Genomic DNA, 22,135 nt, shown 5'->3' with positions numbered 1-22,135 from the left:
TTTGCAGCATAGCGAAGCCCGCCTGAATGAAATTCATTTCGGGCAGGTGTGCGTACTCTAAATCTGTTATTTTATATTTTTCAGACATTTATCTAAAATACAAAATTCTATGGATGTTGATGTGGCTAGCTCAGGCACGCATTCGCCTTGCTAATTGCTAAGGCTGCAAATGCGCGCCAGTTAGGGGGTAGCATGGCTACCATTGTGATAGTATGTTATTTACAGAATTAATACTTGTTATCTTTTTATCACGTGAAATATCATTTTTTTTAAAAAATTCTATGACCATGGTAAAAACATTTTCAATGCTATAATCTATAATTACTTTCATTTTATCGTTATCAACCAACATAATATAAGTAGGTTTATGCGACCCTAATTGCCCAAAAGCATATATGCCATCATTACATTGTTCTCCACAATCAACATTTAATAACGAATAAAAATAACAAGTCCCAATACTCTTGCCCTGATATTTTCTAGGTAAAGAATCTGTTCTTAATATCTCTTTAACATCATCTTCGCTAATAAAATCTACTTCAATAAAACTTCTTTTATTATTAGTATCATTTTGACAAACAACTGCACTACAAAATAAAATAAAACAAATCATACATGTTATATTTTTATTCATTTTATTTTTGTTTAGAAAATTGATTCACCCTCATCCCGCAAGTTTGCAACTTGTAGGCAATAACCAAGATTGTATCATACCTCAATCAAACCTTTTCTCAGAAACCTGTTCTCCGTTCTTGAAAACAGTTTCAATAATCAGTTTGCCATTTTCATCCCAGGTGTGCCAGGTGCCGGTGTTTTGGTCGTCTTCAAAATAGCCCACTTCCCATTTCTGCCCATTGGGGTGGTAATAGGTATAGCTCCCGATCTTCATGCCCTGGTGGAATTCAAACTTGTATTTCAACTGCCCGTTTTCATACCAGGCCTGGTAAGTGCCCTGGCGAAATCCGTCTTTGTAGTGGTCTTCTGATTCCAATTGCCCGTTTTCATACCACATTTTTTTCACGCCCTGCTGCCGGTCGTCCTCAAATTTTTCCTCGCTTTTCAACTGTCCGCTGGCATACCAGCTTTTCCACTCTCCTACCCGCTTGCCGTTTTCAAACTGCCCTTTTTGTATCAACTGCCCATTGTAGGCATAGGAGCGGCAGGAGCCGCTGTATGGTTCTTCCGTTTCGCGATCTACCCATTCAAATTTTATGCGCACGATGTCATCGCAGGATACCTCGTCCTGGGCAAAAAGGCCACTTGCAAAGGCCGTGATAAGCAATAAAAAAATTAATTTATTCATGTGTTTAAAATTTATTTTCAACTGTCACATGGAACTCACGATGCCAAAAAATTTTGATCATATCCATGTGTGTCAAAATTTTTTGCCATGTTCGTTTCATAATCGGGAGAATTAATGGTTAACGATAACTTTTTTCATATACACCTGCTCTTCAAGAATGATTTTCACAAAATACAAACCCGAAGCCAGATTATCATGCCCGACATGCAAAACTGCATTACTGCTCCAGGCATTTCTTCCATAAGTAAAAATAAGCTTACCGGAAGTATTCAGCAATTCAACACGCTCGGGCAGGTCAAAATTCCGCTTTTCAAATGAAATACTGAATTTTCCGGCATTGGGATTGGGCCATACTTTAATATCACTGTCTGCGTCAATCCCTTCAATACCTGTCACATAATCAAAGGCTGCTGATACTTCCGAGCAGCCATTGGCATAGGTCACCTCTACGGTATATTCGCCATCCACCAGCTTGCTCAATATCCTGTCGGTAGCACCGGGCACCGGAATGCCATCGATATACCACTGATAGGAAGCCCCGGAAGTGGCACTGAGTGTTGGCCAGGTATCTATGATTTGCGGCACAGGGTTCGAATCCACTTGCAGGGTAAACACATCCGATACACAAGCCCTGCTGAATCCGTATATCAGGCTGCTGTGGTTTTCCCCGGCTGCAATCTGTGTGGCTCCGCTGAATTTTTCGATAAATACGGGTTCCAATTTATTGTTTACGGTACTGTCGCCCAACTGGCCAAAGGTATTCAGTCCCCAGCCCCAAACCGAACGGTCTTGCTTTATGGCAAAACTGCTGTAAGCACCAGCTTCAATTTCTATCACTCCCTTTAAATAATCTATACGTTGTGGGGTGTAAATATTGCCCAGCGCGCTTCCAATACCGAGTTGGCCTGAATTGTTTCCTCCCCAAGCATAGACCCTGCCATCAAAGCGCAATGCCAGCGCATGAACGGCTCCCGCATCGATCTGTACAATATTTTGCAGCCCGGCATTCAAGGGGATATTGGAAAAGGCGATGCCATTGCTGCCCAACTGTCCGGCTGCATTGTTGCCCCAAACCCAGACAGAACTATCGGCTGCCAGGGCCATACTGTAATTGGCACCTGCCGAAATCGCCAGGATATTGGCAGGCAATCCGGTCACCTGTACAGGTACATTACTCGAAGTGAAATTGCCCGTACCCAATTGCCCAAAACTATTGTCTCCCCATGCCCATACAGAGCCATCTGCACGCAAATACATGCTGTGCTTTTCCCCGGCAGCAATGGCAATGATGTTTTTAAAAGTATCTACAGGTGTGGGGAAATTACTGGTGGTATTGTTGCCATTGCCCAATTGCCCGTGATCATTCCTTCCCCAGGACAATGCCTGTCCATTGGAATAAATCGCCAGCGCATGTTGATGTCCGGCTGCTAATGCAGTACTTGGGTATAATGCCGCCACGTCATCAGCTTCCTCCTGATCGGCAAAATTGCTGTTGCCCAACTGCCCGTAATCATTGACACCCCATGAATATACACTTCCGTCACTGCGCAAAGCCAGGTTATAATCCAGCCCGGCATCAATTTGCACCAGGCTATCGGGATCCGATGCCGTAAAAATCGCGCGGCTGTTGATCTTGTTGCCATTGCCCAATTGTCCTCCATAATTGGCACCTACGGCAGCAAAATTGCCACTGCCTCCGCGGTAGGTCTCCAGGGTATAATCACCTGCTTCGTAAACAGCTAATTGTTGTCCTGTTTCACCTTCAATTAAATTACCATCATAGTACCAAAGGTTGTTTTCTGGCGAATTGCTGCTTAAAACAATGGTATCGCGCTCGCAAATCTCAGAACCTTCTGAAGAGCTGATTACCGGCTGCTCAATTACCACCATCTGATAAGGGAATTCAGATTCCATAGTACATCCGGTACTGAAATCGGTTCCGCGCACATTTACCACCTGACCTTGTTGCAAATTGTTGAGGCTAATGCTATTATTGGCAGATGCAGCTCCCTGTGAAACACCATCTACAAAAAATTCATACTCATCCGCTCCACTTGCCGTAAAAGTCACCGGCTCATTCTCGCAGGTGATATTGGCATTCAGGTTGGCAGACAATTGCAGGTTCATTTTATCTACGGAAATCTGAAAACTGTCTGCTGAAAAAGCAGCACAGGTATAATTGGCAGCTTCCAGTTTCACCCAGTCGCCATCTTCCAATTCCCCGGCAGAAAAAATATTGGAATTGCTAAAAGAGCCCTGTGGCAAATCATTGATATAAAAGCGGAAATACTGTGCATTGGAAGCCGTGAAATCCACCGTATCGCCAAAGCAAATGGACGCCCCTCCATTGGAAGCCGTCATATTCGCCAGCGGATAATCAATCACGGTATATTCAAAAGAATCGGCAGCCGCACTCGGGCAAATATTGTTGATCCCCTCGGCTGACACCACATCACCTGTTTGCAGGTTATTGCTCACAAAAGAATCCACTGCGGACGCTACGCCCTGCGATACTCCATTTACAAAAAACTCATACTGCGGTGCACCGCTGGCCCTGAAAGTGATCTCATCACCCACACAAATACTGTCGCGCGATTCAGAACTTTGCAGGGTTACAACAGGATAAATATAGACATTGTAGCTGTACACCGAATCGGAAGAAATCGCACAGCCATTGCTGTCACCGATTACCGATACGCTTTGGCCATTGCGAAGGGAATCAGTCGAATAAAAATTATTAGCAGCGGGACCTGCAACGGGAATGCCATTGACCAGGAAGGTATAAATATCCGCTCCATCGGCAGTGAAATCAACAGTAGTGCCTTCGCAAATTTCACCGCTTACAGAAGGCTGAAGGCTCACTACAGGATATGGATTAACTGTAAATTCATAAGTTCCGGAAGCCTGGGCGGAACAGCCGGAAGAAGAAGTACCAATGGCAGTAACCACCTCACCATCCTGAATGGTATTGACCTGTATGCTTGAATTGCTCCCGGGATTTCCCTGGGACACGCCATCAATGAAAAATTCATACAGATCGGCACCCAAGGCGCTGAGTGTTACATTGTCGCCCTCGCAAATGGTAGTGTCAGTAGCCGAAACACTTAAGCTGACCTGTGGCAAAGTATTTACCGTCACCGGATTGCTGCTTTCTTCATAAGCACTGCAACCATTGCTTCTGCCTATCACGCCAATTACAGCTCCGGTACTGAATGTATCGGCTGCAAATACATTTTGCGGAGAAGGCCCCATTACCGAGTCACCATTGACCAAAAATTCGTATTCATTGGCTCCGCCTGCCGTAAAAGTAAGGGTATCGCCCTCACAGATAAAATTGCCGGTAGCGGAACTCTGCAAGACCACATTGGGAATGGAATAGACCGTAAAGGTGTAGGAAGAATCACTTTCGGCAGTACATCCATTGATGATGCCTTCCGCTTTTACTGTCTGCCCGTTCTGAAGCTGGGTAGTGCTGAAAACACTGTCTGTTGAAAAAGGCCCCTGGGAAATGCCATCGACCAAAAAGCGGTAGCTGTTTGCGCCACTTGCAGTAAAAACAATTGAATCCCCAAAGCAAATGGTCTTGTCCGGTTCTGAATTCGCCAGTTCCACTTCCGGTATTGGTTTTACCACTACATCAAAACTATCGCTGCTGCTACTGCTGCAATTGTTGTTGGTAGCTGTAACCGTCACCAGGAAAGTATCTGCTGCCGTAAAAGTCGGGTTAAAGGTATTCACCGCTGAGGAAGGCCCCTGGGAAATGCCATCGATAAAAAATTCATATTCGGGACTGCCCTGGGCTGTAAACTCAATGCTTTGGCCCTGGCAAATGACATTCGTAAGACTGGAAGAATAGAAATTCACATTGGGAATGGCAGTAACCGAATAAGTAAACGTAGTATCCGCATCAGCGCCACAGCCAAATGAATAGCCGCGGGCGGTAATCGTTTGGTTATTGCTCAGCGAGGAAGTGACAAAAGAATCAACCGGACTGGGTGCACCTGTAGAAATGCCACTGAGGAAAAATTCGTATTCATCTGCCCCACTTGCCCTAACCACTACCGTATCACCTCCGCAAATATTATTGTTTGGCATAGCAGAACTTGTCAAATTAATCTGCGGCAATGGAATAACCGTTACCTCTATGGTATCGGTATAAACAGGGCAACCATAAGTATATCCTGCCGCATAGATTTGATCACCATCCTGCAATTGGGCCACATTCAAATCCCTGCTGCTGCCCAGCCCCTGCGAAACACCATTGATAAAATATTCAAAATCATCGGCAGTGCCCGTAATGGTAAAAGCTGCGCCTTCAGCTTCACAAAGTGTATCATTTGAAATACTGCTGACTATATTCAATGCCGGCAGCGGATTGACCGTCATCGGATATTCCTGGTTGCCGGGCGCGGGGCATTCGCTGTTTTTTCCCACTACACTCACTACCTGCCCATCTTGCAGGCTTGAGGTACTGAAAGTATTGTCAGTGGAAAAAGGCCCCTGTGGTACGCCATCAATATAAAACTGGAAAGTATCTGCGCCCAAAGCCGTAAAATCGACCGTTTCGCATTCCTGGATAATGCTGTCGAGGCTGCTGCTGTATAAATTCACATTGGGGATGGGCAGTACCGTAAAGGTAAATGTTGTATCACTGAAGGCAGCACAGGAATCAGCTGACCATCCGCGTATGCGCACCTTATCCCCATTTTGCAGGCCATCATAAGCAAAAGTATCCACCGGATCGGGGCCGTAAATGGTACTGGAATTCACCTGCCACTCATATTCGGCAGCGCCCGATGCATAAAACACAATTTCCTCTGTAAGACAGATCACTGTATCTGGCGAATTCATACTGAATGTAAGCTGCGGCTTAGGGTTTACAGTCATGGTATCTCCCTCGCTGGTCGTTTGACAGGAATTGGTCTCTCCCACAACGGTCACAATTTCTCCATCTGTGAGATTTGAAGTAGAATAAATATTGTTTACCGACAAAGGCGTAACAGCATTTCCATCTACAAAAAACTGGTAAGCAGATGCCCCGCTTGCAGAAAATGTGACCTGTGTCCCTTCACATACTTCATTGTTTGTGCTGTTATTCGCCAGAGTCACATTTGGGTTAGGATTGACAGTAAAAGTAAAACTACTGCTTTGGCCAGGGCAATCATTGGTATAACCGATTACATAGACCTCATCACCATTGCTCAGCGAATCAGTCACATAAGTATCGTCAGGAGTGAGACCATAAGCCACTTGCCCATCTACATAATATTCATAAAAATCCGCTCCGGATGCCGTGAAAGTCACCGATTCATTTTCACAAATAATCTGTGGATTGGCACTTGATACAAGATCAACCACAGGATTGGGATTTACAGTAAATGTGTAGGAAGTATCGCTTGTTGCAAAACAACTTGTACTGTCGGTTCTTCCCTCTACACTTACTGTTTCCCCATCATTCAAATTGCTGATGCTTATCAGGCTGTCCGATCCAAATAATCCTACGGGGTTATTGTCCACATAAAACTGATAATTATCTGCTCCATCAGCATTAAAAACCACTGTTTCTCCATCACAGATCACAAGATCAAGATCGGAAGTACCGAGGGTGACATTTGGTGCCGGGTTGACCTTAAAAACCAATATTGGATTGGCTGTAAATTCGCAGCCATTAGCTGTATATTCAGCCCTTATGGAATCTCCATCGGCCAGCGAAGTTGTGGTATAAAAAGAATCGGCTGAATAGGGTTTTACAATATTTCCATTGTTTAAAAACCGGTATTGCGTGGCCTGGTCACTGAGAAAAAATGTTACTTCATCATCTTCGCAAATGGTTAGGTTTGTAGTGGTGCTGAGTGTTAGGCTCAACTCATTGACCCTGATGGAATCCAGATAAGTTTCCTTGCAACCGTTTTTATAGGTGGAGCTCAATTCTATATTATACACTCCCCCGCTATTGTAGATATGCGTGGGGTCAAACTGCTGTGATGTAGTGCCATCGTCAAAATCCCATTCCAAATCCAGGTCATTCACATTGCCGTCAAAGGCAGTTGTGGTATTATTAAATACAATGGTATCTCCGGGGCAGACATCAAAAGAAGGAAAGTCAAATTCCGGATTGGAAGTTTTGTCATTTAAGAAATCCCAGCCTGAATTTCCTCCCAAATCCGTACTGAAAAGTGCCGGGAAGTTTACTGATCCAGAAGCACTGAAATCCTGCAAATTCAGGCACTCCCCATGTACTTTGCTATCGGTCTGTAAAAACACAAAAGCATTTCCAGGGTCCATTGATACAATGCTGATACTGTCGAAACAAGTACCCACCGCCACCAGAGAATCTGCCAATTGCTGGGTCGATCCGCCTTCTACGGCAAGCATAACGCCAGCATCTATGTCTATCCGGTTAAAGAAATTGTCACCAGTCATAAATATGGTATCCTCCACCTGCTGCTTGATGATCAAATCATAATAATCGGCACCGGCACAATAAAAGAAACCGGGAGCCTGCGAGCCAAAAATCTGTATGGTGGAATTCTGGGCATTTACCGTCAGGCTATTGCCTGCATTTTGCGCATCCCAACCTGCTGAAAGGTCTATGTTTGAATTTTCAATATGCAGCAATTTGTCTTCTGTACTTTCAAGAATCATCCGCACTGCGCGAATGTCATTGTCATTGCTCTGAAAAGTACCGCCCAACATCACAAAACCCGCAAAGCTGGTGTCCATAATCAAATTGTTGAGCAGGAAAAGTGTATCGCTTAATTGTGCAGCATCATAATACACATAAGAATTGATATCCACCCCCGCAGGATCGAAATACACATTGGTGGAGTCTGAAAGAAATGTCAATTTGGAAGAAAAAGCATTGGCAGGATTCCCCACATTCAGGGTCATATCGGGACTCAGAAAAGCACCCTGGCGAATGTAGATGTTCCTGAAAAGCTCCAGATCGGGGTTTCCTCCCACATCTGTCCAATCCATAAATGCACAAAAAGCGTCCTGCCTGACCCTCACAAAATCCGGATCCCCAGAGTTTTGATCAAAAATAACCGTGTCGCGAATGCCGGGCATACAGGTAGCTGGAGTTCCACCCGAAGTCAGCGACCAGTGATTGGCATCGTCCCAGTTACCGCTGCCATTGATCCAGTAGAAAGTGTTCGAGCCCGTAATGGTATCGGGCGTCCAACCGGCAGTGCTGTAAAACAATTCTGAACTGATGGCCCTGTTCAACTGACCACCGCTAATATCCGCTTCCACATTGCTGATCACACAATATTCCACCTCAAGGGTATCGTAACCTATTTTGCTTATTGTGGCCGGAGGTGCCAAAGCACTTTGAGTTTCGATGGTAATTTGCCGGTTGCAATTCCCTGTTGCTGACAGAGAATCCACATCTGTATTGGAACCCGCTTCCAGGGTCAATGTATTTCCAGGAACTATTGAAATCAAATTGAACTGGTTGCTGCCGTTTAATTCCGTAAAAGCGGTAATCAGCATCAATTGATGGTATTGCAAATTCCCACCGGAAAACCTTACCGGGCTTAATTGAGTGTGCAACAAGCTGATTCTTGAATCGCTGAAATCATCCGTTAAGTTTGTCGCATCTATGTTCCAGGCAAGTGAATCGCCAGTTATATCAATAATGGAATTGGAAAAGTCGATGCTTCGCTGTTCCTGCGTAGCAGAATAAAAAGCATTTAAGGTCAAAGTGTTGCCATTGGAATTCAGCCCTCCTTCTTCCAGCGATACAAAGTAATTGCAAACAAAATCACTTTGGATATTCCAGGTGGCATCATCCGAAAAATGGACTTCAGCATTCAATGGCAATGCATTGGTATTTACAGTTTTGGTACCGATGTTCTTAAATCTTAAATCGCCCGAAAAAGGAGCTTGCATGGCCGCAATCATATCCAGGCTGCCGTTGATCTCAATTTTATATTGATCTGAGCCAGCCAGTAAAGGGTTTAATGTTGCTGCCGCCCAATCCATATTGTTGCAATAGGCATTGTAATCGATAATCACGGAATCGCCATTCGCCTGGAAAGAATTGGCATCAAAATAAACATCCGTTTCCGGGCCGGGAATACAAGATGCAGGAGTTCCGCCCGAACTGACCGACCAATTGGCTGCATTGTTCCAGTTCCCGCTTCCGCCAATCCAGTACAATTCAGCAGGGCCTGTCGGAGCTGTAATGTTCCATCCTGTAACATTGCCCTCGTCAAGGGAATTGACCGCATCAAAAGTTGCACCACCGCCTGCATTGATGTCTTTCAATTTTAAATAATTGACCGTGACACTACCAGTGGTTTTGTTTATAAAGGCCTGGGCACCGTCCTGGTCAGACTGTAATATTATCTGCTCATCACAGGCTCCCGCGGCAAAAAAAGCATCAATATTATATGTGGCCCCGCCCGTCAAACGAAGAAAAACCCCGGGATTAACTGTCAACTGGCCAAAATTCCCACTTTCCACGATGTAGGTATTGGGAGAGTTAATGGTCAGTGAGCCGTAATCAACCAGGTTGCCTCCGGTGTTGAATATTACCTCCGCATTGCTATTGTGATCCAAAGTGATAAAACAACTGTCTGTTTCCAACGAGAAATTCACATTATTGATGTTCCAAACTTCCCCGCTGCCATTAATGTGTATAATGGATTTCCCGGCTGCAAATTTGCGCGTTTGACTGCCATTGGACCACAGGTATTCAATATCAAGGTCTTCATCATTGCAGCGGAATTCACCGCTCAACAAATAAAGCCCTCCCAAAACTTCCAGTGCATCTCCCTGGTTGAGTTTTCCATTTCCGGAGTAAAATACATCTCCTGAAAAAGGCACCGTATTGCTGTGGATGCTATCACTGCCGCTGCCCCTGAAATCAAATATTCCGGGGAAATTATTATTTAGCGCTGCGTCAAATTTCAGCGAACCATAAACAGCAATGGTATCTGAAGCATTTCCCTGCAATTCAGGATTATTGGTAATCCCAGTAAAATCTATGCTTTTAGCTTCTGCTACAGGCACATCTATTACTACTGCCTGTCCATTCAGGTTAAAAGAAGCCGCATCGAAAAAAACATTGTCGGTATCACTTGGCATCCTGTTTTGAAAATTGCCCTGATCGTCCTGCCAATGATTGTTAAAATCAGACCAGTTTCCTGCATTATTCACCCAGTAAAAATCCTCTGCATGGAGGGAATATAAATTAATAAATATCACTATTAATATTAAGCTTAAGGATGTTAAGTTCTGCACAAATATTGACTTTTAGGAAAATGAATCTTAAATTCTAAAGAGGCGAATCATTGTAAAATTACAAAAACTATTGATTAACTTGCAGTCAGAAAATCCTTCAAATCACAACAGAATTCAAGATAAAATGAGACAGCTCTCCCTTATTGTTTTTTTAGCGATTTATACCTGTTTCAGCTTACAGCTCTTTGCGCAAGAATCCGATAGAATCTCCGTGCCCGGCAGCAAAGTAAGCATGGTACCTCCTGAAGGTTTTGAATTATCTAACGAATTCCAGGGTTTTATTCACCTGGCTTCCAGTTCTGCTATTCAGGTAACTGAACATCCGGGGGTTAATCCTGCTGCAATGAAGTTCAGTTTTACTGAAGAGGTGCTCGAACCTCAAGGGATTACACTTGAAGGCAAAGAAGAAGTAAAAACAAATGCAGGAGTTCCTGCGAGCCTGATATTGGTTAGTTTCACGGTTGAGGGAATGGATTTCGAGCGATATATTTTCATCACAGGGGATCACAACAATATGTATATCATCAATGCCAATTACCCGGTAATGACCAAAGAGCTGATCCAGGACAAAATGAAGGAAAGCCTTTTAACTGTTGAGTTTTAAACAAAACAGAGTTTGAAAACTGCTGATAAAATAATCCTATTGCTTGCCTTTTTGCTGTTGGGTTTCCTCCCCAGTGATAAAGCCCATGCCCAAACTTTCCAGGTGAATGATCAATTGACCTTTGAGGCAGTGAACCGCAATATGTGGGGGCCGGGCTCTGCCTTCAGCCTCAATTTCAGACAAACTTTGTTCAATGTTGGTTTTCCTTACACCACCACCACTTTGGGGGGTATTGGAAATATTGCCGGTTTCCAGGTAGGTGCAAGAATTACCATCGGTGCTGGTTTTGGCCTTGCCGCTTATTTTGAAATTGCCGGATTCTCCGGTGGCCGGGTAGATGTGCTCTACCCTATCGACATTACCCTGGATGTGCCTTCGCCCAATACCTTTGAGAAGGGCGAAACCATTGTAATCGGCAGTGACTATACCGTTCAGGAACCTCCTGCCTCGCTCGATACTGAATTTCCCCAGGGTGGAAATATCGGTTTTTATATTGACTTGAATGTGCGCTTTTCGCTAAGTGGCCAACTCTGTTTGGGAGGCTGTATCAATTTGCCCAATATCAATGTAAATGCCAGCCCAACGATTACCCTGTTTGAAATTACACCTACTTCGGTAACCTATCCCTGTGTATTGGTGACTCCCTGTGGCGGAACTGGACGACCACCTTGTATCCCGAGTATTTGTACCACTACCTTTTTGCCAGCAAACATCTCTCAACCAAGCCTGGGCATTGACTTGTATCTCGATATTCCCAATACACAAACCACAAGCAGTGTAAGGCCTGATAAATGTTTATTGGCTGACGGGGAATACACTTATGTGATACTTACGCTCGACCTGCTTCGCTATCTTGAAATATTTGCCGGATTTATTCCTCCACCTGCAGGGCCTATTATACAGAATGTTATTGGCAACCTGAGCAATACTTTTTCCTTACCCTTTGGTGCAACGCTGAGCTACACCATTTTTTCCGCACATCTTCAATTCAGTGTAACAAACCGGCAAAGGTTTACTTATTGCCCCACCATAACGGGGATGCTTGAATTTCCTACGGTGGTCCAGTTCTTCGAAACCGACCCCGGTGGGAATATTACGCGCTCGGGGATCGCCCAAAATGTTCCCCTGGAGATTGGCAACGACCTGAATGTGGTCTATCCATGCCATTTCGACTGGATGGATGTGGAAACTTCCTATTCTGAATCCAATGATTTCACCAACAGAACATACGACAGCCTTTCTATTAATATAATTTTCAAGGTGCTGGAATTCAACTTCCATGTGCCGAGTTTTACGCTTATTCCACGTATTTGCTTCCCACGTGTGTGTGTGCCCTACCCCAGCATGTGTGGCTGGAGCCCCTGTATCAAATACGCCTGTACACCGGCTTTTTGTACACCAGCAGTTACCACTCCCCCTATAAATCTCAGCCTGGGGCCACTGTACAATCCCAATATTCCCCTGGCAGATTTTCAATGGGATTATTTCAACGATACCTGGGAAATTGTTGGGACTGAAACCTCTACCTCATCCCAATTCAGGCTGGTGCCCAGGGATTATTTTGCCCTAATGACAGGGGTGGATATACTATGCTATGGCGATACCTCAGGGCAAGCTACAGTTACTGTAACCAATGGAGAACCTCCATTTACTTATGAATGGTCAAACGGGCAAGTTGTTACCAGCAGTAACAACAGCAACACCATGACAGGCTTGCCTGCAGGAACCCATTATGTAATTGTAAGCAATGACTACGGCTGTGTTGCTTTTGAAGAAATTTATATCAACCAACCACTTGAACCGCTTAGCATACTCACCAGCGATGTTCAGGATGCGCTTTGCAAAAACACTCCTACAGGCTCAATTGATGTTACAGCGCAGGGTGGCACTCCACCATACAGCTACACTTGGTCACCATCTGCGGGCAACAGCCGGACAATCAATAACCTGGCTGCGGGAAATTATGACCTGACCATCACAGATGCCAATAATTGTGAAATAACAAGCAGCTATACGATTGGCGAGCCTGATTCACTCATCGTAAGCCTCAGCAAAACGGATGTCTCCTGTAATGGTGGAGATGACGGAGCAATCCAATTAAGTGTAAGCGGTGGCACAGAACCTTATCGCTTCAACTGGTCAAATGGCGCAACAACAAGGCACATCAGTAATTTAATTGCAGGCAATTACACTGTAACAGTGACCGATACCAACAATTGCCAAAACATTCAAAGCATAACTATTGACGAACCAGCACAGCCACTTTCTGCCACTGTGGTTTCAACTACGGATGTACTATGCTATGGCGGCAACAATGGCGAAATAGAACTCAATATTACTGGTGGAACAGCTCCATACAGGGTACTCTGGTCCAATTCAAATGGCATTCAACTGAGCACCAAAGCTACAATTGCCAGCAATCTTTTTGCCGACACTTATGAGGCAAGGGTAATTGACACAATGGGCTGTGAATTTACAATACAGGCCACAATTGACGGCCCCGCTGCTCCTTTAAATACTTCACTGGACATTACCCATGTAATGTGTTCTGGTGAAAATACCGGCAGTATCGACCTGGAAGTAAGTGGTGGTACTCCTCCATATACTTACAACTGGGACAATGGTTCCAACAATCAAGACTTGCAGAACTTAACAGCCGGAACCTATATTGTGGAAGTTACTGACGCCAATAACTGCTCAATACTTGATACCGCAATCATCAATGAACCTGCTGCGGCATTGGCGGGTCAATTGACAGTTGAAAATGTTAGCTGTAATGGCGGTAGTGATGGCAGCATCAATACTTCTATTAGCGGTGGCACAGGACCATACTCCTATCTGTGGTCTGATGCTAATACCAATGCAAACAACGAAAACCTTTCTGCCGGAACTTATGATGTTACGGTTACTGACGACAATGCCTGTGAAATTATATTGTCAGCCACAATTACAGAACCTGACGCACTGGTTTTAAGCAGTACCCAAACAGATGTTTCCTGTTATGATGGCGAAGACGGCAGTCTGGAAATACAAATTAGCGGTGGTATTGCACCATACACCATTCAGTGGGTCAATTCCAACCAGTTTATCATGACCCAAAAGTCAAGAATACTGAACAATCTTTCTGCCGACACTTATACCGCTACAGTCACAGATTCAAATAATTGCACAGAACAAATCAGCATAACAATTACTGAACCTCAAGCTCCTTTGAATGCTACGTTTACTGTGGATTCCGTGAATTGCTTTGCAGGAAATGACGGAGCAATAACTACAAGTGTCTCCGGTGGAACAGCTCCATATACATACAACTGGTCTAACGGTGCTGCTACTGCAAACATCAGCAATCTCGGCAGTGGAAATTATGCACTTACCATTACCGACAACAACAATTGCGAATGGATTGACAGTGTATTTGTGCCACAGCCTGAAGATTCACTTTCACTGGAATACAGCTCTAAAAATGTATCCTGCTTTGGTGGGAATGATGGATTTATCGATATCAGTGTAAATGGTGGCACTCCTCCATATACCTACAACTGGACATGGACAGGCGGCAGCAGCAGTCAGGAAGACCTGAACAATCTGGTAGCTAGAACCTATACCTTGCTGCTTACTGATGACAATGGCTGTACACTAAATGAGGTGATCGATATTACCGAACCTGCTACACCTCTGGATATCACCTATGGAACAGTTGATGTGAATTGCCATGGAGGTGATGATGGCATTATATCGGTAAATGTATCAGGCGGAACAAGTCCTTATACCTATTACTGGTCTAATTCCTCTTCAATTGTACTTTCTGCAACAGGGCCAAACCTACAAGGAATGAAAGCAGACACTTTCAGGGTAATTGTTACCGATACGCTTGGATGCATAGATTCTGCCGATATTGCCATTACAGAACCTGCCCAGGCATTAAGCGCAACTGCCTCAACTAAAAATGTACTTTGCAAAGGCAGCAATGAAGGTGAAATCTCATTGAGTGTAAGTGGTGGAACTACGCCTTATTCCTACAATTGGTCAAACGGAGAAAACACCGCGACTATTGACAGTTTAACAAGTGGACAGTATTCCGTAACTATTACCGATGCAAACAATTGCACCCTGACAGATTCTTACAATATCACAGAGCCCAATATGCTCCGTGCCGAAACCACAGTTAAAGATGTGGCCTGCAAAGGAGATGCTTCAGGTGAGTTGAAAGTGTATGTCACAGGTGGAACAGAACCATACAGCTACAACTGGTCAAACGGGGAAACTACCTTTGATCTATTCGACCTCTCAACTGGTTCATATACCGTGACCGTGACCGATTCCAATGGCTGTGAAGTTATTTCCGGTGGCTTTGTCGATGAACCACTGAACACGTTGACAATGTCAACAAGCAGTGTGGATGCCACGTGCTTTGGCAAAAAGGACGGCAGGATCGGGGCGAAAATATTTGGAGGCACACCACCCTATAAATACTACTGGAGCGATACGCTCAGGTTGACAAGCAATCAAAGTGAAAGCTTTGACAGTGTAGGTGCAGGACAATATTTATTCCGTGTAGTTGACGACAATGGCTGTGAAGTGACTTCAGTGGAAACCATTGATCAGCCGGATCCGGTTGAACTAGAGCTTTTCAGTACAGACCTGAATTGCTACAGTGGCTCAGACGGTTCGGCAACAGCTATTGCCAGTGGAGGCACCGCTCCATACCAATATGTCTGGTCAACAGGAGATTCCACTTCCGTGATCACCGGCCTTTCATTCGGAGAATATACTGTTACCGCAATTGATACAATGGAATGTACGGCAACTGCAAGCACAAGCACTTATGCACCTGAAAAATTAGAAGTAAGCATCAAAAAAGTAGATAATTTAAGCTGTTTCAACCAAAATGACGGATCTATTGAAGTTGAAGTTAATGGTGGTTCAGGTGAAATAAGTTACAGGTGGTCAACCGGTGCTACAACAAGGTATATCAATAATTTACCTCCCGGGGATTACTCCGTGACTGTTACAGATCAAAACAATTGCAGTGATACCGCAAGTGCCAGTATTTCTGAAACGGATGTTGAATGTCTGAGGATACCCAATTCATTTACTCCAAACGGGGATGGCAAAAACGACACCTGGGTTTTGGGCAATATCGACATGTTCCCAAATGTAAAAATTAAAATTTTCAACAAATGGGGAAATCTCCTTTATGAATCAAATGGTTATGCAACACCATGGGATGGAACCGTAAATGGCGAAGAACTGCCTGCTGACACCTATTACTATATTATAGATTTGAATAACGGAACCCCGGAGTTTTCCGGGCCTTTAACCATTGTGAGATAAGATTGGATCTGTGTCAATATTTAAATTAACAAGCGTATTATTTTTCCTGTGTTTGTCTTCCGGACTTTTTGCCCAGGGAGCATGTCCAGCAGTAGATATCACCAACACACCAAGTGTTTCCTGTTATGGTTCCTCTGATGGCTCGGCTACGGCAAATGTATCCGGAGGAAGTGGCAATTTCAGCTATTCCTGGTCAACAGGAGCCAATACACCCAGTATCAATTTTTTACCGGCAGGAATCTATTATGTAGATGTACTTGACCTCAACACAGGATGTAAGGTTTTTGACCTGGCCGTAATTGATGAACCCGATCAATTGACTTCCAATTTATCTATAACAGATGTTTTGTGCTATGGAGAAAATACAGGAGCTATTGATTTAACTGTCAATGGTGGAACCCAACCTTATAATTATTCCTGGGACAATGGCTCAAACAGTGAAGATTTGAATGGCATAAGTGCCGGATCCTATTCTGTTACTGTTACGGATGCCAATGGTTGTTCTGCCTCATTCGATGCAGTAGTAACGCAACCCAACACCCCATTGGGGGCAACAATCACTGGCACCGATCCTGCTTGCCGGGGCGATTTCAATGGCAGTGTGATTTTAGAGGTTTTTGGCGGAACCCCGGCTTATGATTTCAACTGGAATGGAGGCACCTATTTAACACAAAACCTGAACAATGTACCTGCCGGAACTTATACCGTAACTGTTCGGGACGACAACAATTGTGTTGTGAACAAAAGCGTAACACTTACAGACCCACCTGTCCTCTCCTCTAATTTCACAAAACAAGACATCACCTGCTACGGTGAAACCGATGGTAGTATCGACCTCACAGTTAACGGAGGCACGCCCCCCTACTCTTTCGATTGGGTCAATTCCACCTACGACCTGAGCTATTCCACTGAAGACATCAATAATTTGCCAGCCGATGATTATACTGTTGAAATCACGGACTCAAGAGGCTGCAAGGCTTTTAATACTATAACGATTACCGAACCTGCTGCGCCACTCTCTGCTACAATTAATAAACAAAATGTAAGCTGTTTTGGCGATAGCGATGGTTCTGCCACCATTACAGCTTCCGGGGGCACACCACCTTATTCCTATTTGTGGGCAAATCCTCCCTCAATAAATCCCGGAATTAGCAGTTTACAGGCCGGTATTTACCATTATACCGTTACCGATATAGAAAACTGCACGTATATTGACTCTGTTGAAATCACTGAACCCAGCGCACCATTGTCACTTGCTTTTGATACCGACAGTGTTTCCTGTGCACAGGGAAATGACGGAGCCATAGATTTAACTGTCAATGGAGGCACTGCGCCATACAGCTACAACTGGAACAGCGGAACATTTACTACTGAAGATATCTCCGGGCTATTTGCCGGAAATTACGATGTTTTGGTAACTGACGACAAAGGCTGCACTGAAACAGGAAGTGTTACAATCCACGAACCGGGCGTTTTTATTGTACAGGATTCCATAACGGATGTGGATTGTTTTGGCAATAATACCGGGGCAATTGATCTGAACGTAAGTGGCGGAACCTTGCCTTATTCTTACCAATGGAACAGTTCCTCTTTTTCACTGGGCCATACAAGCCGTGATATTGACGATTTATTTGCCGATACATACTACCTGGAGATTACCGATGCCAACAATTGTGTCTATGTTGATTCATTTGTTGTGGATGAACCTGACCTACTCAGTACTTCAGTGCAAATAACGAATGTAAATTGCCACGGTGGAAGTGATGGTGAAATTGATCTCACTGTAAATGGAGGTGTAATGCCCTACAGCTACCAATGGTCAAACAGCCTGGGAACCTTGCCCAATACAAGCCAGGACTTGCTCAATATACCAGCGGAGGAATATGAAGTTACCGTAACGGATTTCAACGGATGTACCATACAGCAAAGTGCAATAGTTACAGAGCCCCAATCACCATTGGTTTCTACAATCACAAAAACCAATGTTTCCTGCTATGGGGGAAATGATGGAACCGCAAGTTTGCAGGTAAGCGGTGGTACTGCTCCATATAGTATCAGTTGGTCAAATGGTTCATCTTCGCAAAACCTGAGCGGACTTGTCGCCAATATTTACACCGTGTTGATCGTGGATGCAAATGGCTGCCAGGCCAACAACCAGGTGATTATCAACCAACCATCGGCTCCGCTGGAAAGCAATTTCCAGGTAACAAATGTACCCTGCTATGGACAGGAAAACGGCTCGGTAATCACTACCATTACCGGTGGAACACCTCCCTATAGCTTTGCCTGGGTAAACTCTGATTATGTATTGAGCGAAAGCAGCAGAAACCTGATTGATTTCCCTGCCGATGTTTATATTCTCACCACTACTGACGACAAATCCTGCGAATTGATAGATACCGTAGAAATTACAGAACCGCCCGAACTGATAGTTGAAGCTACAATTACCAATATTCTATGCTATGGCGACAACAGCGGAGCAATCGACCTGGATGTAAGCGGTGGTGTTTCCCCGTATATATACAATTGGTCAAATGGAGCCTCAAGCGAGGATTTACAGAATATTCCTGCCGGATGGTACACTATAACTGTAACCGATGCCAATAATTGTGAGCGCATAGACAGTTTCAATGTAAGCCAACCCACAGAAGCACTGGGTTTTGACAAGGAAGTGACTGCTACAAAATGTTTTGGAGGAAGTGATGGCCGCATTATTTTCCTGCCACTTGGCGGCACAGCCCCTTATGATTTTACCTGGTCAAATACCGATACCACGGCAATAGTGAGCAATCTTACTTCGGGCTTTTATCAGGTTACTTTGACGGATGCCAACAATTGCACTCTAATAGATTCAGTATTTGTGCCGCAGCCCGACCGCATTCAAATCCATGACTCCATCAATCCGGTGCGCTGCTATGGTGAAAGCAGCGGGGATATTTTCCTGGATATTACCGGGGGGAAAGATCCTTATACTTTCCGATGGTCAAACAGCGAGTTTCAGTTGAATTATTTCAGAAAAGATTTACTCGATGCGCCCACTGATGAATATTTTGTTGAGTTGAGAGACAGCAATAATTGCCTTGCCAACGCAAGCTTTTTCCTTTACGAACCCGACACTTTGCTTCCAAATACCGACATCAAAAAAATCACCTGTACCGGAACAGCCGATGGCAGAATTGGACTGTATCCCGATGGGGGTAATCCGCCCTATACCTATTCCTGGAATACAGGCAGCAACGATTCAGTACTCAGCAATTTAGATGAAGCACTTTATGTCTATACCATTCGCGACAGAAGAGGCTGTGAAAATATCGACAGTATTTATCTGAGCAATCCCGATACCATCCGTTTCAATGCCGAAGTAGAACCTGTGAGTTGTATTGACCAAACAGATGGCAACATTACATTAAATCCTGAAAATGGGCATGGCGCTTATGAATTTGAATGGTCAAACGATGACTTTGGAAATCCATTGCAAAACCTGGCAGGAGGGGAATATACTGTTACCATCACCGATTATGTGGGTTGTTCGAGGGATTCTGTTATTGTGCTTCCGGTGATTGAAGAAGAATGCCTGGATATTCCCAATTCCTTCACACCGAACGGAGATGGAAGAAATGATGTTTGGATGATGGAAAATCTGCACCTTTATCCTAAAATAATTGTTCGAATATTTAATCGCTGGGGCAATTTGGTGTTTGAATCCAAGGGATATAGTCAAGCCTGGAATGGTGAGCGAAACGGACAGCCGTTGCCTTCAGACACCTACTATTATGTAATAGATTTAAATAATGATACCAAACCCAAATCGGGTTCGATAACCATTGTAAGATAAACCAGATGTGATGAAAAATTGTATTGTTCACTCCCTTATAATCCTACTGCTACTTGCAGCATTCGATACAAATGCGCAGCAGAGAACACTCTGGTCGCAGCATGTTTTTAATGATTTTGCCATAAACCCTGCCGTTGCCGGTGCCAAAGAGTACGTCCCGGTACATATCAGTGCAAGACGCCAATGGATGGGCATAAAAGACGCACCTGTTGCCCAGGTGCTATACAGTCATGGATATGTCGGATACAATATGGGGCTTGGTGGACTGATCATCAACGAATCAGCAGGCCCCACGCGCAGAATAGGCATTAATGTGGCCGGCACCTATCATTTACAACTTACAAAAAACAGAGGGCCGCGCGACAGGGGAAAAGTACTATCTTTTGGCCTTGCAGGCTCCCTGAGCCAAAGCAGGGTGGACAACTCAGTACTCACCACTTTCGAACCCGATGACCAGGCCATTTTAAGAGGTTATGATCATAGCCTGATCCCAGATGCTCATGCCGGACTTTATTTTCACGATGGCAATAAATACTATGCCGGATTATCGGTTTACAATCTGATTCAGTCAAAAACAGATTTGTCAAATGCATCGCTTGGGATAATCAATAACCTTGTGAGAACTTATTATTTAATGGGTGGTTATAACTTGGAAATCAACTCGGATTTCAACTACCAGCCTTCGGTAATTTTCAGAATGATTGAAGCTACTCCCTTTCAATTTGACATACAAAACCGCTTTCTCTACAAGAAAAAATACTGGGCTACAGTAGGCTACAGACACCTGGATGCGGTTGTTGTCGGTGCAGGTTTCCAGGTAAATGTATTTCGCTTTGGCTATACCTATGATGCCATTTTATCGGATATTCGCCAGTACAGCTCCGGATCCCATGAATTTTCCCTAACACTGATGTTCCTGAGCGATCATATCCAAAGTATAGGAAGACCCGGAGATCGTATTTACCGCAAAAAGGAATTCCGCCCTGCTATTATTGATTTTTGAGCAATCATACCCATTAACCAGAGCTCGGAAATTATTTATTGCTCAGAGCTCTTAAATAATTATCGAATTCAATCATTATATCAATCCCGTCAAATCCTTTACCCCCAAATAACGCTTGCTCAAAAAACCTTCTGCATATTGCACTTCTATCAATTGTCCGTATTCAGAAGCACGTGCTTTGATAAAATCCATGAACTGGGGAGTGGAAATAAAAGTTTGTTCTTTTTCGTCTGAGGATTTTCCGGTGTTGAATTGCGAACTGAATGCAGCTATAGCAGACAATTTAGTTTGCATCTGACTGGAAATATCCATTACAAGATCAGGTTTGTGATAAACGGATTGTATGTAGTTCAACACTAGCCGCGGGCGCCAGGCTTCTTGCTTTTGGCCGTTAATTTCTGTTGCGATCATTTTCAGGCCGGAATAAAAACAGGATTCTTCCACAAGCTTTGCCGCACGTCCATGGTCTGGATGTCTGTCGTAGGGTGCATTTGCCAGCACAATATCCGGACGGTATTTGCGCAGCATTTTAATCACTTCCAATTGATGTTGCTCGTCATTCTTAAAAAAACCATCTCTGAATCCCAGGTTTTCCCGGGCAGAAAGTCCCAATATCTTAGCTGAAGCTGCGGCCTCTTTTAATCGCAATTCCGCTGTACCCCTACTGCCCAACTCGCCCTGGGTAAAATCCACTACGGCTGCTTTCTTACCCATTGCAATATGTTTTGCAATCGTTCCTGAGCAACTCAATTCTACATCATCGGGATGGGCGGCAAAAGCCAGTATATCGACTTTCATTCAAATAAT

At 44.2% G+C, this 22,135-nt stretch carries 8 protein-coding genes; 4 read left to right on the top strand and 4 right to left on the bottom strand.

The window, feature by feature from the left end; translation table 11 throughout:
• Nucleotides 1-196: 196 nt before the first annotated feature.
• From WD048_12000 to WD048_11990, 3 genes are all read right to left on the bottom strand, one after another.
• Nucleotides 197-634 (bottom strand): hypothetical protein, encoded by a 438-nt coding sequence (locus WD048_12000; GenBank protein ID MEX0812931.1) that lies wholly within the window; start codon nt 632-634, stop codon nt 197-199.
• A gap of 81 nt (nt 635-715) precedes the next feature.
• The gene (locus WD048_11995; protein ID MEX0812930.1) at nt 716-1,303 is read right to left on the bottom strand and encodes a toxin-antitoxin system YwqK family antitoxin; all 588 of its coding nucleotides are present in this window, start codon (nt 1,301-1,303) and stop codon (nt 716-718) included.
• 111 nt (nt 1,304-1,414) lie between these two features.
• On the bottom strand, nt 1,415-10,552 hold the full coding sequence (locus WD048_11990; protein MEX0812929.1) for a PKD domain-containing protein: 9,138 nt from the start codon (nt 10,550-10,552) through the stop codon (nt 1,415-1,417).
• A gap of 124 nt (nt 10,553-10,676) precedes the next feature.
• On the opposite strand from WD048_11990, the gene WD048_11985 reads away from it, so the two are divergent.
• The 4 genes from WD048_11985 to WD048_11970 are packed head-to-tail and all read left to right on the top strand — an operon-like array spanning nt 10,677 to nt 21,328.
• The gene (locus WD048_11985; protein ID MEX0812928.1) at nt 10,677-11,156 is read left to right on the top strand and encodes a hypothetical protein; all 480 of its coding nucleotides are present in this window, start codon (nt 10,677-10,679) and stop codon (nt 11,154-11,156) included.
• A 12-nt stretch (nt 11,157-11,168) separates the two neighbouring features.
• Entirely contained in the window at nt 11,169-16,490 is a 5,322-nt protein-coding gene (locus WD048_11980; protein ID MEX0812927.1) for a gliding motility-associated C-terminal domain-containing protein, read from the top strand.
• Nucleotides 16,491-16,500: 10 nt separating this feature from the next.
• A complete protein-coding gene (locus WD048_11975; protein MEX0812926.1) occupies nt 16,501-20,325 on the top strand; it encodes a gliding motility-associated C-terminal domain-containing protein in 3,825 nt (1,274 codons plus the stop codon).
• Between the two features lie 10 nt (nt 20,326-20,335).
• A complete protein-coding gene (locus tag WD048_11970; GenBank protein MEX0812925.1) occupies nt 20,336-21,328 on the top strand; it encodes a type IX secretion system membrane protein PorP/SprF in 993 nt (330 codons plus the stop codon).
• A gap of 75 nt (nt 21,329-21,403) precedes the next feature.
• Here WD048_11970 and bshB1 read toward each other — a convergent pair whose 3' ends face one another.
• Nucleotides 21,404-22,126: a bacillithiol biosynthesis deacetylase BshB1 gene (bshB1, locus tag WD048_11965; protein ID MEX0812924.1), complete on the bottom strand. Its 723-nt coding sequence runs from the start codon at nt 22,124-22,126 to the stop codon at nt 21,404-21,406.
• Between the last annotated feature and the right edge of the window lie 9 nt (nt 22,127-22,135).

Source organism: Chitinophagales bacterium, from assembly GCA_040877935.1.
In the GTDB taxonomy this organism is placed as follows: domain Bacteria; phylum Bacteroidota; class Bacteroidia; order Chitinophagales; family CAIOSU01; genus JBBDNB01.
The sequence above is the reverse complement of the archived record's forward strand: the minus strand, read 5'-3'. Positions and strand labels throughout refer to the sequence as shown.